General features: G+C 41.1%; 11 protein-coding genes. 6 read left to right on the top strand and 5 right to left on the bottom strand.

Annotation, left to right across the window (positions count from 1 at the left end; translation table 11 throughout):
* Nucleotides 1-65: 65 nt before the first annotated feature.
* Nucleotides 66-239 carry a hypothetical protein gene (locus HWQ43_RS24205; protein WP_292738510.1) on the bottom strand — a complete coding sequence of 58 codons (174 nt, stop codon included), beginning with the start codon at nt 237-239 and terminating at the stop codon, nt 66-68.
* A gap of 110 nt (nt 240-349) precedes the next feature.
* Here HWQ43_RS24205 and HWQ43_RS24200 point away from each other — a divergent pair, with 110 nt between their 5' ends.
* The 3 genes from HWQ43_RS24200 to dxs all read left to right on the top strand — a co-directional run bounded on the left by HWQ43_RS24200 (nt 350) and on the right by dxs (nt 4,096).
* Nucleotides 350-724, top strand: a complete 375-nt coding sequence (locus HWQ43_RS24200) for a hypothetical protein (RefSeq protein WP_292738509.1) — start codon at nt 350-352, stop codon at nt 722-724.
* 258 nt (nt 725-982) lie between these two features.
* Nucleotides 983-1,429, top strand: a complete 447-nt coding sequence (locus HWQ43_RS24195) for a hypothetical protein (RefSeq protein ID WP_292738508.1) — start codon at nt 983-985, stop codon at nt 1,427-1,429.
* Nucleotides 1,430-2,188: 759 nt separating this feature from the next.
* A complete protein-coding gene (gene dxs / locus HWQ43_RS24190; protein ID WP_292738507.1) occupies nt 2,189-4,096 on the top strand; it encodes a 1-deoxy-D-xylulose-5-phosphate synthase in 1,908 nt (635 codons plus the stop codon).
* Nucleotides 4,097-4,190: 94 nt separating this feature from the next.
* Here dxs and HWQ43_RS24185 read toward each other — a convergent pair whose 3' ends face one another.
* The 3 genes from HWQ43_RS24185 to HWQ43_RS24175 form a co-directional block, all read right to left on the bottom strand.
* Nucleotides 4,191-5,372 carry a catalase gene (locus tag HWQ43_RS24185; RefSeq protein ID WP_292738506.1) on the bottom strand — a complete coding sequence of 394 codons (1,182 nt, stop codon included), beginning with the start codon at nt 5,370-5,372 and terminating at the stop codon, nt 4,191-4,193.
* A gap of 367 nt (nt 5,373-5,739) precedes the next feature.
* Complete coding sequence (locus tag HWQ43_RS24180; RefSeq protein ID WP_292738505.1) at nt 5,740-7,371, bottom strand: peroxidase family protein; 1,632 nt, start codon at nt 7,369-7,371, stop codon at nt 5,740-5,742.
* A 78-nt stretch (nt 7,372-7,449) separates the two neighbouring features.
* A complete protein-coding gene (locus HWQ43_RS24175) occupies nt 7,450-8,457 on the bottom strand; it encodes a DUF2235 domain-containing protein (RefSeq protein WP_292738504.1) in 1,008 nt (335 codons plus the stop codon).
* 331 nt (nt 8,458-8,788) lie between these two features.
* Here HWQ43_RS24175 and mtnA point away from each other — a divergent pair, with 331 nt between their 5' ends.
* Nucleotides 8,789-9,868, top strand: a complete 1,080-nt coding sequence (gene mtnA, locus HWQ43_RS24170; RefSeq protein WP_292738503.1) for an S-methyl-5-thioribose-1-phosphate isomerase — start codon at nt 8,789-8,791, stop codon at nt 9,866-9,868.
* 1,057 nt (nt 9,869-10,925) lie between these two features.
* On the opposite strand, the gene HWQ43_RS24165 is transcribed toward mtnA, so the two are convergent.
* Complete coding sequence (locus HWQ43_RS24165) at nt 10,926-12,347, bottom strand: NADP-dependent isocitrate dehydrogenase (RefSeq protein ID WP_163939025.1); 1,422 nt, start codon at nt 12,345-12,347, stop codon at nt 10,926-10,928.
* A gap of 276 nt (nt 12,348-12,623) precedes the next feature.
* On the opposite strand from HWQ43_RS24165, the gene HWQ43_RS24160 reads away from it, so the two are divergent.
* Both HWQ43_RS24160 and HWQ43_RS24155 read left to right on the top strand, forming a co-directional pair.
* Nucleotides 12,624-13,352 carry a GUN4 domain-containing protein gene (locus HWQ43_RS24160; RefSeq protein ID WP_292738502.1) on the top strand — a complete coding sequence of 243 codons (729 nt, stop codon included), beginning with the start codon at nt 12,624-12,626 and terminating at the stop codon, nt 13,350-13,352.
* A 25-nt stretch (nt 13,353-13,377) separates the two neighbouring features.
* A complete protein-coding gene (locus HWQ43_RS24155) occupies nt 13,378-13,548 on the top strand; it encodes a type II toxin-antitoxin system HicB family antitoxin (protein ID WP_292738564.1) in 171 nt (56 codons plus the stop codon).

Genomic DNA, 13,548 nt, shown 5'->3' with positions numbered 1-13,548 from the left:
CAAAATTAATTACACAATGTCATTGCGAACGCTTCGCTCGCAATGACTGTAATGCTGTAAACTCCTTAGATTGTAATTGCGATCGCCACGCTATTGAATGTAACCTCCTGCAATGCCATTGTTGTGGCGGACAATGCGATTGTTTCAACTTGCAATGCCATTGTTGTGGCGAACAATGCGATTGTTTCAACTTGCAATGCCATTGTTGTGGCTGACAATGCCATTGTTTCGACTTGCAAAAATTAACTCACGCTTTTTTAACCTTGTTCAATCTAAAAAACTCACTTTACTGCTAGAATCTTTGTTTTAATGGGCACATTAAATCTATACCATATACCAGTATGCCTATATGCCCGCCCAAGATAAAACCCGCCGTCTCCCTTCTCAGTCAATTAGTCAAGATATAAACTCATTGCACGGTTTGCAAACCATCAGCACATACAACACAAGCCGTACTGATGCCTCTGTAGAAAAATTACAGCAAACTTATCAGACTATGTTGGCGCAGCAACAATCCGAAACCGAGAAACTAACTTTATACCGTTCTGCTGCCGATGCTGCGCGATTAGCAGAATGGGAATTTCATAATGCTGTATTAGCCATGAAAGAAGTAATTCGTGGGCAATATGGCTCAGATAGCGATCAAGCTCAAGCAGTTGGACTGAAGAAAAAATCAGAACGCAAACGCCCCAATCGTAAAAAGTTAGTTGCCATCCCAAGTTAATTAACTGAAGGGCGATCGCTAACTTTCCTGTGAGTGCGTTAGCGTAGCTCATCGTAAGTATCGCCCATATAGAAAAGCTGTAAACTGTTGAATTCGATCTTTAATTACCAGGAAATAATCTTTACTCAAAATTCAATCTATCAAAATAGTGAATTCCTTTCATAACTATTGATGCGAGAACTTCTATCTAGGGATCGATATGACTCATAAGCTAAATGAAGTAGAAATAGTATACTAAATCACATGAGATTGTATTGTATGAAATCCAATTATGTTGCAAAACAGCTTTCCACCGTAAAACGCTGGATGGCCACAGCGCTGTTTTGTATGTTAGCGATCGCTTTCGTTTGGCAAGGTGCATTTTTATCGAACACCTCAGCAATGGCTGATCCCACAGCTACCTTGATTGCATCATCAGACGCAGGCGATCGCGCTCAAGATAAAGCCAGTAGAGATGCTGGACGAACCAAAAATTTCATTGATGATACGGCAGATAAAGTTAAAGACGCTGCCAAGAGCAATGCCAACAAAGTTGACCAATCAACAGAGAATGGTAGTTTTGCTGAACGCAAAGCCAAGAAAGATGCAGCTACAATTCAGAAAAGAGCAAATGAAGATGCATCTCGGACTAAAGAAGCAGTAGATAAAACAAAAAATGCTGTTGAACGTACTGTTGATAACATCAAGGATGCTTTTAGTAAATAGAGAATAGACATAGCAATCCTATTGGATTTGTGAAAATCCAAAGCTTGAGATTTCCGTCTTCTTAAAGAAGTCGGAAATCTTGTCGTTTACGAATAATTTCGGAAATTCTAAGTTTACGTCAATATTATTACAGCAATTTATAGGTAGCTAAACCATTCTGGTACGGTAGCACAGCTAGCTCTGCGCCCCTATAGGTAATTTTAGTTAAAACCTCGTTTCTAGCCGGAAACTCTTAACGAGATATAGAAATATTTGCTAAATCAATGAAATTAGCAAGAAGAATCAAGTAGCTTTAGATACACGTTTGTCATACCTATATGAACAAGCGATCGCTGCTAAAATTAGCTGTTCTTACCGAAGACGATAAGAAATTATTGTTAAATATTTACCAGCAATTATGCTAGATATATAGTTAGAAATAAAATTTTTGACTTTCTTTCGTACTAACTTAACAAAGCAAAACTGAGTAATCTGATTAGGGTATTTCCGCAAAATACATCTAAAAAATTCGTTTTTCTATACGGATTAAAGAAAATTATTAAGTAGCATTACTCATGTAAAAATGTGCTATAACTTTAACTGATTGCAACCTTATTTGACGAATTGTTAATGGTTAACAAACTTTTCGCCATTATCAATTACGAAATTATACTTTCCGCTACAACTTAGTAACAATGTAAGACTTTGATTCTGTGAACAACCCGACCGTGGGAAAATCAAAATACCGAAACTCGAAGTTAGAGAGGAAAACCTTATAATATGCATCTGAGCGAAATCACCCATCCTAATCAGTTGCACGGTTTATCTGTTCGCCAACTGCAACAGATTGCCCGTCAGATTCGAGATAAGCATCTTCAAACAGTAGCAGTTAATGGTGGACACTTGGGGCCAGGGTTGGGTGTTGTCGAATTAACACTAGGACTTTACCAAACACTGGACTTAGATCGGGATAAAGTGATTTGGGATGTAGGACACCAGGCTTATCCCCACAAACTGCTTACAGGACGTTACGATCACTTCCACACCCTCAGACAAAAGGACGGGGTTGCAGGTTATCTCAAACGGGGTGAAAACAAGTTTGACCACTTTGGGGCTGGACACGCTTCTACAAGTATTTCAGCAGCATTGGGCATGGCTTTAGCGCGAGACTTGAAAGGGGAAAAATTTAAAGCCGTTGCTGTGATTGGCGATGGGGCACTCACTGGCGGTATGGCTTTAGAAGCCATCAACCATGCCGGACACATGCCGAAAACTAACCTGTTGGTTGTTCTCAACGACAACGACATGTCCATATCTCGCAACGTCGGCGCGATTCCTCGCTATCTCAACAAAATGCGCCTCAGCCAACCCGTGCAATTTATTAAAGATAATCTTGAAGAACAATTTAAGCAAATTCCCTTCGTGGGTGAATCCCTGTCACCCGAACTCGGACGCATTAAAGAAGGTATGAAGCGCTTGGCTGTTCCGAAGGTAGGTGCAGTTTTTGAAGAACTCGGCTTTACCTACATTGGGCCAGTGGATGGGCATAATCTCGAAGAATTGATTGCCACCTTCCAACAAGCACATCAGATACCAGGCCCAGTTTTGGTACATGTGGCGACAATCAAGGGCAAAGGTTATGAAATTGCCGAACTAGATCAAGTTGGCTACCACGCCCAAAGCCCCTTTAACGTAGCAACTGGCAAAGCGATTCCTTCTAATAAACCCAAACCCCCAGCTTATGCCAAAGTCTTTTCTCACACTTTGGTAAAACTTGCCGAACAAAACCCGAAAATCGTCGGCATTACTGCGGCGATGGCAACGGGGACAGGTTTAGATAAACTTCAGGCAAAACTGCCGAATCAGTATATAGATGTAGGCATTGCGGAACAACACGCAATCACTCTAGCAGCAGGACTTGCAACCGAAGGTATGCGCCCCGTTGCGGCTATTTATTCCACCTTCCTGCAACGTGCCTACGACCAGATAATTCATGATGTCTGCATCCAAAACCTGCCAGTATTCTTCTGCTTAGATCGGGCCGGAATCGTGGGATCTGATGGCCCCACCCACCAAGGTATGTATGATATTGCCTATCTGCGTTGTATTCCCAACATCGTAATCATGGCACCCAAAGACGAAGCCGAACTGCAAAGCATGGTAGTAACTGGCGTTGAGCATACCAGTGGCCCGATTGCGATGCGCTACCCTCGTGGCAATGGCTACGGCGTTCCCTTGATGGAAGAAGGTTGGGAACCTTTGGAAATCGGCAAAGGCGAGATTCTGCGTACAGGCGATGATGTGTTAATCGTTGCTTATGGCACAATGGTCTATCCGGGGATGCAAGCGTCTGAAATTCTCAGCGAACACGGCATTGAAGCAACTGTAATTAATGCCCGTTTCGTTAAGCCTTTGGATACCGAGTTGATTTTACCTTTAGCGAAGAAAATCGGCCGTGTTGTCACCTTAGAAGAAGGCTGTGTGATGGGTGGCTTTGGTTCTGCGATCGCAGAAGCTTTACTAGATTCAGATATTATCGTTCCTGTCAAGCGATTTGGTGTACCAGATGTGTTAGTAGATCACGCTGAACCCAATGAATCAAAGGCAGAACTAGGTTTAACTAGCCATCAAATAGCAGAGAGAGTGTTGCAAGCTTTCTTTAAGCAGCAAGTATCGGCTGTCGTCTAGTTAATTTAAGTCAGAATAGTTTGATAAAAATAACCCCAAAATTTGGGGTTATTTTTATGAAGATACTGGAAACCCCTCTGAAATCTATAGCAGTTTACACAGTTGGTTCATGGTATTTGACTCCTCGTTTTTGATGACGGTCATTAGCAACAATAGGATAAACAATGCTGCGTAACCGATTAATCGCACCGACAGGACGATGCACTGCTAGACCATTTCCAGGAGAAAAACTGAGATTTTCCCCAAAGTCATTTTCTTTGGCAGAATTAACTTTCTGATGCTTAACTGTTAGACGACCAACTGTAATAAAGGGTGATTCCTCTTCATTCCAAACAATAGTAGTATCATCAATAGACATTTCTGGGCTAGTTTGAAATTGAATTTGAAAGTCCCAACTATATTCAGCATCAGGCTTTGCTAAAGCTTGAATAATATCCTCTCGATAGTAGTTGTCCTCTGAACCTGCGGCTTTGGCACGCTGAAGCTCACTTTCTGGTCTAGATTCGAGAGGAAGTTGTTGATGAGGTGGTTGACTGGAAACTGGAGTAAATGCATATTTAATTACAACCGGATATTCCACAGGAACTCGACCTGGTTTATAGGGATCAAAATCAGATTTGAGTCCCAAAGAATATGCTGAAGCACTCCAATAGCGTTCTGTGAGTAAACTCTTGGGAAACCGTTTGAAACTAGTTTGTAAAAGAGTGGATTCGTAGGGATGTAACTTTAGCCAAAAAAGCACCAATAGCTTAAAAAGCGGAAACAGCCCTGCTCGATAAACCGCCACAAAAAAGCTATGGAAGTCTTTGATGGTTCTAACAAAAAAGAATTCGGTATTGTGGACAATAATATCTTGGGTTTTTAACTCGTGACTTTGCGGTAGTCTTTCTCCTTCTACCCCTATCACCTTTACGGACATGGAGCGCGTATCCCCTTCATAATCATTCTTTACTGAAAACGCTCCATTTGCAAATCGTAGCCAAACCGGATATTGTTTGGGATTTGCAAATAAACCTTGTTTTAGGGAAATGGCTAGAAGTTGAGCTTCAGTTAATGAGGTGCGTTTGCTCAATTCCTGTTTAATTGCTGCTTCATCAAAGTCAAAGATTTCTAGACTTCCTTGTACAGCAGCGTTGGTTTTAGAGTGGGTATCTCTCTTTGCAGTTTTTTTCTTCTCACCTCCGTAAAGATTTTCCATATTCTTTTTGACTAGCTCACTCATGAGAGCGCAATATTTGGCTTCGTCTTTTTCTGGGTATTCGGTAAATAGTTTCATTTTTTTAAACTTAGAATTAGTTAATCAATTGAGTTTATTACAAGGTGTATAGGCGCATCCCGCCGTAAGCATCGCTTGCAGTTCTTTTCTATTCAGTTTCGAGAATTATGTTGAAATTGCGAAAGTTTTGGTGACAAAGTGATAAGGGTATTATTAAGAGCGATCGCTCCACCATACAAGACGCTACGCATAGCTTGCTTAATAGTAAGTATCTAGGCATAAATAAATTTAAAGTTTGTAGTAAGGACTTTAGTCCTGATAATCCTTGCTCTGAGCGATAAATCGCTCACTACAAACTAGGAGTTTATTTTATATTTAATTATGTCTACCTACTTAGGGGTAAAGCGATCGCACTCAAAGCCAATGTTTATTGAAGGTCAAAAGTAACTTTGTACTTTCTGTCTGAGCGAGGGACGTTGCGATTAACTAAATCTGAAACTGTGTTGGTATTTTGAATTATTTCCCAACCCACAGGAGAAAAAGTCTTTTCATTGAAGATATTGGGTGATAGTAAAGGATTAGTTAGCGCTTGAGAAAAGGCATCAATCCCAATTAAGCGTGCTACTAGGGAAGGAATAGTTGAATTTTTCCGCCCATCCTCGGCGTAAAGCCCCACAAAGAATTCAATATTATCAACATGACCATATAATTCTTTGAGTTTCTCTTGAACAAATTCATCGCCGCTAATTTGCTCAAATCTCGTCACTCTGGGGAAACCACACAATTGGCGATAATCGTTGTAGCTTGCTAATTGCAGTTGCCGTCCTAGTTTAATCGCGGGTAACTCGGTTAACTCAACCAATATATCAGGCGTGTTGAATAAACCAATTTTTGTACCTGCTTGAGAACAAGTTTCTTCCATCAATGCGCCCAAACCTTGATCGATGAACATCTTGTTGTTCCAGAGAGATGCAGCAATATGGGTCGGTTTCCCGTTATATTTAAAAGTTTCTGGAATCGCGCTATGCCAGCGATAAACAAAGTCAAACTCAATTGCCATGTAATTAGGACGATGCCAACTTTCCTTAGTAAAAGCTTCAGGATCAGCAAACAACTTAAAGTGATAAGGAGTTATGTGGTTAATGTACTCCTCCATAATGATTTTGAGAATAATCGCCATGAGAATATTTCTCGCGGTTTGGAAGAGGCGTTCATCATCCCAATCTGGATAATTGCTTGCTAATTCATCGCAAAGACGATTATGCTCACGGAAACATAGAGTATTGAGCATGACATAGCCAATTTGCACATTTGCTCGTTCTACTCCCATCGCAAACAGATATTGTTTTTTTTCTACGGGCTGCCTTTTTTCATCATTGACAGGTTCATAAAGACCCTCAAATTGAGCGTCAACTTTACCCTGCGCTGGATCGGCATAATAAAACAAGGGATATTCTTCTTCTACACCATCTTGGCGCTTAAGTTTTTGAGATTTTAGTTTACCTCCTTCAAAGCTTCTTAAAAGGTGTGTTTGTTTTCTGGTTAAACCATAAACATTACACAAATCAATCTCATGGTTGGAAGTATTTTTTAATTTATTATAGTGATCGAGGCGAAGAAAACTATCAGTAAACCACTGCACCCAATAGGGAAACAGCATAGTTGATTTGGTAGAATAAATGGTTTTACCATCTCTTTTACGAAATAAGATAGCTAGGTCTTCTACTTTTGGTAAGTTGCCCTCAGCGTTTAACTTGGGATCGGGTGGTAAATGTCGTCCTGTATAAGTGCGATCGTTGAGTGATTCCCAGGAAGTATAAGTATCAGTTTTCTTAGGAATTTTAGTATCAGGAATATACTCATCTAGAGTCATCATACTGTAGGCATTAGGACGAGTCGGAATTTTATAGATGAGACTATTGAGTAGAGTTTTGTTAACTTTACGCTTTATAGATTCGTTACTTTGTAGAAGTTTCCAAATCGGTTTAAAGTTTGTTAAAACTAATGTTTGAATTTTGTTACCTAACCCGTCTTTAGATGTATCTCTTTTTCCAGCCATAATTGTTTTTACTTTTTTTCAGTTTTGGATTCAATACACTCGGATTTTCTCTGCTTCGATTAGCCAAATTCATTCAACTTATTTCAGTTTGGAAATAATCTTTTGTAGATTTTTTGGTCGATAGTCTTTGCGACTTTTCAAACGGTAGATCGCACTTTCATGAAGGTCTTCAATGACATCGCTGACCTCACGAAACTTAATTCCTGCTAATTTAAAGAATCCAGCATCGTTCTTAAAGTCACATTTATAATTAGGGTTGATGCCTGTCGGAATCACATTTGGATCTAAGTCAAGCCCTAATTCGAGTACACTGATGGAATCAATCATCCACTGTAAGGCAGCATCTGATAACCCACTGTGTTCTTCGGTTCCACCACCAACGCAACCGTGTACGCCTGGAAACCACTTTTGAATCACCCGCTGGTTTTCAGCATCAGGATGCTTTTGCATGGGAGTGACATCAAAGATTTCACGGATTTCGTCAATCGCCATTGCGTGCAATGCATTCTGAACACATTTGTTTAAAGTAGTGTCATGGAATCTGTAGCGCATATTAAGCTGTTTGCTTAACCTACTAAAGGCTGGTATCCCAGGAATACCAAGGGCACCAACGGTGTCAAAACAACCGAGTAAGGTGATCGGGACGCGATCGCCATAAGCTTGACGGTATTCTACTGCTGTCTTATCCTTGGGTTTAATACCCCGGTTACGGTAAAGCTCGTAGGCTTCATGTGCTTTAGTAATATGGGGGCGATCTAGAAGACCAGAGCAATAGATCATGCCGGCTAAACTTCTAACTGTGTAAGCACCGCGACTGAAGCCGAACAAATAGATTTCGTCACCAGAAACATAGTTGAGACTAAGAAATCGGTAGCAATCTTCTATATTTCTATCGATTCCTAGTCCGGTAGCTCCGCCTAAAACCTTTTGACCCTCGGTTCCAATGCCCTCGTCATAAAAGACGATTTGTGTAACCCCATCACTGGCAATCGATTTCACAGATTGAGCTAGCTTTACCACATTGCTTGGATAACGACTGGTTAACTGTTGCCAAGTTCCATCACAGCAAATAACAAGACGTTTCATAGTTCTATTTCAAAGGCTTTGAATAATTAGTTAAACTTTTATCAAAGTGTAAATTCGCCATTTAGTTAGGACAAAAGCATTTTATATATCAACTCAGAAACGCTGATATTTTATAAATGCTTTAGCGAAATATCCTCTCACTTTTCTAGTGAGAATGCAAGGACAGTTAAGACAGTTAAGCAGGAAATTAAATAAATAAATATTAAGTAATCACCCGCGCCGCAAAATTATCAATAGCTAAAAATAATTAATTGAATTTTGTTTTTTAAAATGAAATCATCTAAGTGCATTAAAGTAAAAAATATTGACCCTTTACTAACGACATTTTTCTATGACACCTTCCACAAACCAGGTTTATCCCGTTATTTGGCACAATGACTCAGTGTCACTAATTGACCAAACTCGCTTACCCAACGAATATACATTTGTGGAAATTCACCGCAGTGAAGATATGGCGCGGGCGATTAAAACTATGATTGTGCGAGGTGCGCCAGCAATTGGAGTGGCTGCGGCTTATGGAATGTATCTTGGTGCAAAGGAAATTACAACAAGCGATCGCACCGAATTTTTGCAACACTTGGATAAAGTAGCCCAGTTGTTGCGTTCTACTCGTCCGACGGCAGTAAATTTATTTTGGGCAATTAGCCGGATGCTAAAAGCTGCCTACGAAACGCTGGGAACGGTAGAAGAGATTAAGCAAACCCTTTTCCAAACAGCCCAAGCAATTAACGCTGAAGATTTGCAAACCTGTCAAGCGATCGGTGATCATGGTTTGGCAGTTTTGCCCAATACTCCAGAAAAGCTGACTTTGCTTACTCACTGCAACGCTGGGGCGCTAGCTACTGCTGGATATGGCACTGCTTTAGGTGTGGTGCGTTCTGCTTGGAGGGAAGGACGTTTAGAACGTTTATTTGCCGATGAAACCCGTCCTCGCTTACAAGGCGCAAAACTCACCACTTGGGAATGTGTGCAAGAAGGTATTCCAGTTACATTAATTACTGATAATATGGCAGCCCATTGCATGAAACAGGGTTTGATTCATGCTGTAGTTGTGGGTGCCGATCGCATTGCTGCTAATGGCGACACTGCTAATAAAATTGGTACGTATAGTGTGGCGATCGCAGCTAAAGCTCATAATATCCCTTTCTTTGTCGCTGCACCCCTTTCCACCGTTGATTTTGAATTAGCCGATGGCAGCCAAATTCCCATTGAAGAACGCGAACCAACAGAAATTTATCAAGTTGGCGATACTATTCTCACACCTGAAGGTGTAGATTTTTACAACCCAGCTTTTGATGTGACTCCGGCTGAGTTAATTACAGCCATCATTACAGAGAATGGAGCGATCGCACCTGATAAATTAGCAAAATCACAGTTAAAGCAATTAACGATTGGGTTAAATCCGAATTAATGGAGAACTTGCGCCAAGTTCTCGATCACTCTAAATCCGAATAAGGGAAACTTTATAGGGGATTGCCCCAAAAAAATCTCCGACTTTTTAGAAAAGCCGGGGATTTTGTTTTTTTACTAGTTTTAAATCTGACGCAATACGGTTTGGTTAAGGCAAGAGACGCGATAAATCGCCGTCTCTACAAAGGACTGATTCTTGTAAAGACGGCGATTTATCGCGTCTTTGCGATCTAGGGCATGTCATCAAAAAACCTTATCCAAACCGTATTAAAATCTGACGGTTCAAAATTTATCAGCAATTTTTTCAATAATTTTATCTAAACTTCATATTTTGACTAAATTCAATAAGCAAAATCCGCAATTACTTTCTCAAAAGAAGCTTTTGCTTTCTCAAACCCCAGTTTGCTTTCTCATTTTGGTGTTTTCCGCAAGCAAAAGCTGCTTTGACTTATTCAAACCCCAGTTTGCTTTCTCATTTTGGTGTTTTCCGCAAGCAAAAGAAGCTTTGACTTACTCAAACCCCAGTTTGCCTTCTCATTTCGGTGTTTTCCGCAAGTAAAATAAGCTTTTGCTTTCTCAAAATGCCATTTGACTTACTCAAACCCCAGTTCGCTTTCTGATTTTGGTGTTTTTGCAAATAAAATGCTATTTCGCTAGTTTAAAATGGTTGATTTTAGAACCAGCCCTTTCAAGGTGACTCGTAAAATCTCTATTTTTCTCTCTGCGCTCTCTGTGCCTCTGCGGTTTAAAAGTAATTTATTTAACCACAGAGACGCAGAGAACACAGAGTTAAGAGATTAAAGAGGAATTTTTTGAGCAAAATTTTTACTCACCTTGAAAGGGCTAGTTCTAGATTTATCAGAGGATGTCTGAGAAGTATTAAATATTTGTTGATCCCCCCTAACCCCTCTAAAAAAAGCGTGTATACACAAGTCAAATTACCCCCCTTAATCCCCCCTTGTAAAGGGGGGAAACAAGAAATCCAGTTCCCTCCCCAATACATACGGGGAGGGTTAGGGTGGGGTAATTCGAATTGTGACTAATTAACCCTAATAGAATTAACCAAAATGTTGAATAATTGCGTCGGCAAATTCAGAACATTTTAAGGGTTCAACTGGCGGTTCTAGCAACCTGGCTAAATCGTAGGTGACTTGACTATTTGCGATCGCATCGCTTAAACCTTTCTTAATTAGGTCTGCGGCTTCTTGCCAGCCCATAAATTCCAGCATCATCACACCAGACAAAATCACTGAACCAGGATTAATCCGATCTAAGCCGGCGTGTTTGGGTGCAGTGCCGTGGGTAGCTTCAAATATGGCACTAGAATCGCCAATATTTGCCCCTGGTCCCATTCCCAATCCCCCAACAATGGCGGCGGCGGCATCAGACAAATAATCGCCGTTTAAGTTCATTGTCGCCAAAATCGAATACTCATCCGGTCTGGTTTGGATTTGTTGAAAAATACTGTCAGCAATCCGGTCGTTCACCAAAACTTTCTCTTTCCATTTGCCATCGCCGTGGGTTGCCCAAATTGTGTTAAGAACAGTTTCAACTTCCTTGACAACTTGCGCTTTTTTGTCTGGGGTAAGATTATCAAACCCAGGCTCAATCTGGCGGGCGTTTTCTTCCAAGGAAATATTCGGATTTTTTTCCTTGTTACTCAAAATCCAAGATTCCTGTTCAGTGACAGTTTCTTGGCGAAATTCACTGGTTGCTAGTTCATAACCCCAATCGCGGAAAGCCCCTTCGGTGTACTTCATGATGTTGCCCTTATGCACCAAAGTCACTTGTTGCTTGTTTTTGGGCAATAGCAAGGCGTGTTTGATGGCACGTCTAACTAGGCGCTGGGAACCAGTTTTGCTGATGGGTTTGATGCCAATACCAGAATCAAGAGGAATGCGTTTTTTCCCATGTTCTGGGGTGGCGGGGATTAATTCTTCATTGAGAATTTTAATTAAGCGATCGCCGATTTCGCTACCTTGTCGCCACTCAATGCCTAAATAAATATCTTCTGTATTTTCCCGATAAACAATTACATCCAGCTTTTCGGGATTTTTGTGGGGTGAGGGCGTACCTGCATAGTAACGGCAAGGACGCACGCAAGCATACAAGTCAAAAATTTGCCGTAATGCCACATTTAAAGAACGAATTCCTCCCCCAATGGGAGTAGTCAAAGGCCCTTTAATAGCTACACCATATTCTTCAATTGCTGTGAGAGTGTCTTGAGGTAAATACTGGTAAGTTCCGTATAAATCACAAGCTTCATCACCAGCGTAAACCTTGAACCAGCTAATTTGACGCTGACCCTTGTATGCTTTGGCTACCGCAGCATCGAGAACTTTTTGGGTAGCAGGCCAAATGTCTATACCTGTGCCGTCGCCACGAATAAAGGGGATAATTGGATTGTCCGGTACGATTGGTTCACCATTTTTGAAGGTGATTTTGGCTCCGGCTGCGGGGGGGGTAATCTTTTCGTACATCGTTCACACACTCCTAATCGATACGCTGCTATTCAAAAAATCTTTATGTGGCAGGCTTGTATATTTTGCTATGTCTTTTGTTCACCAAGCCATAAGGCACAGATTTTCCCCCTATTCCCCTTGTACATTATTTGGGGATTAAGTGTGGGATTTCAGTGAAGCGATCGCAATTTTGTACGATCAAAAATAGTAAACTACTTTTCGCTATCAATGCTTCACTTTAGAGAATGCCCGATAGCTTACCACTCTTTCACTGACCGTTAACACAAGAATGGCATGACAGACCCAATGATTTTATCAGGCCCTGCAAATGACATCGACTCCCTCCGACAACCGTTAATCGCTGGGTCTGAAAAAGTCCAACAACAGATAATCCCACAGTTAGCTGAGTTGGGTAATGAGGGATTAGACGTGTTGATGGAATTTTTACTGAAACGACGTGAAAACCCAGCGACTTGGGTTGATGGCAAAGCTTACCAAGTCCTATACAACTCTGACGCACCTCAAGTCAAAGAATTTCTGCGCTCCTCTTTTCCTGAAGGAATTGTACCTCTAAAATCAGAGTGCGGGATTAACTACAATTCTTTGCAACAGCTATTGGCTGTTCAAGACTTTCAAGCAGCCGATCGCGTCACAATTGAAAAAATGTGCGAACTATCAGGGCCAACGGCTGTACAACGAAAATGGTTGTACTTTACTGAGGTAGAAAATACCTCGGCTGTTGACTTGCAAACCATCAACAACCTCTGGTTAGTCCACTCGGAAGGTAAATTTGGTTTTTCAGTGCAGCGAGAAATCTGGCTAAGTTTGGGTAAAAACTGGGAGAATTTCTGGCCGAAAATTGGCTGGAAAGCAGGTAACACCTGGACGCGATACCCTAACGAGTTTACCTGGGATTTGAGTGCGCCTAAAGGTCACTTACCTCTTTCTAATCAACTTCGGGGAGTACGAGTTTTTGCTTCTTTACTTTCTCACCCAGCTTGGTCGAAGAATCCAGAAAAATGATTTTGAGCCTACGGACAAACAGATTATAATTAATCCCACCAACCGAGAATTCTACGTCATCATTGAACGGGATGAAGATGGCTACTATGTCGGAGAAGTTCCTCAGCTACAAGCCTGTTACAGTCAGGGAGAAACAATTGATGAGTTGATAGCTAATATGAAACAAGTAATTGAACTCTGTTTAGAGGATGTCTGA

Source organism: Nostoc sp. JL31 (assembly GCF_017114965.1).
Taxonomy (GTDB): domain Bacteria; phylum Cyanobacteriota; class Cyanobacteriia; order Cyanobacteriales; family Nostocaceae; genus Nostoc; species Nostoc punctiforme_A.
Note: the sequence above shows the minus strand (reverse complement) of the source record. Positions and strands in the feature narration are given on the sequence as shown.

Bases quoted from the DNA above. Each gene is read 5' to 3' on its own strand.
- HWQ43_RS24165 (WP_163939025.1), bottom strand. From the start codon at position 12,347: ATGTACGAAAAGATTACCCCCCCCGCAGCCGGAGCCAAAATCACCTTC.
- HWQ43_RS24200 (WP_292738509.1), top strand. From the start codon at position 350: ATGCCCGCCCAAGATAAAACCCGCCGTCTCCCTTCTCAGTCAATTAGT.
- HWQ43_RS24180 (WP_292738505.1), bottom strand. From the start codon at position 7,371: ATGGCTGGAAAAAGAGATACATCTAAAGACGGGTTAGGTAACAAAATT.
- HWQ43_RS24185 (WP_292738506.1), bottom strand. From the start codon at position 5,372: ATGAAACTATTTACCGAATACCCAGAAAAAGACGAAGCCAAATATTGC.
- mtnA (WP_292738503.1), top strand. From the start codon at position 8,789: ATGACACCTTCCACAAACCAGGTTTATCCCGTTATTTGGCACAATGAC.
- dxs (WP_292738507.1), top strand. From the start codon at position 2,189: ATGCATCTGAGCGAAATCACCCATCCTAATCAGTTGCACGGTTTATCT.
- HWQ43_RS24160 (WP_292738502.1), top strand. From the start codon at position 12,624: ATGACAGACCCAATGATTTTATCAGGCCCTGCAAATGACATCGACTCC.
- HWQ43_RS24195 (WP_292738508.1), top strand. From the start codon at position 983: ATGAAATCCAATTATGTTGCAAAACAGCTTTCCACCGTAAAACGCTGG.
- HWQ43_RS24175 (WP_292738504.1), bottom strand. From the start codon at position 8,457: ATGAAACGTCTTGTTATTTGCTGTGATGGAACTTGGCAACAGTTAACC.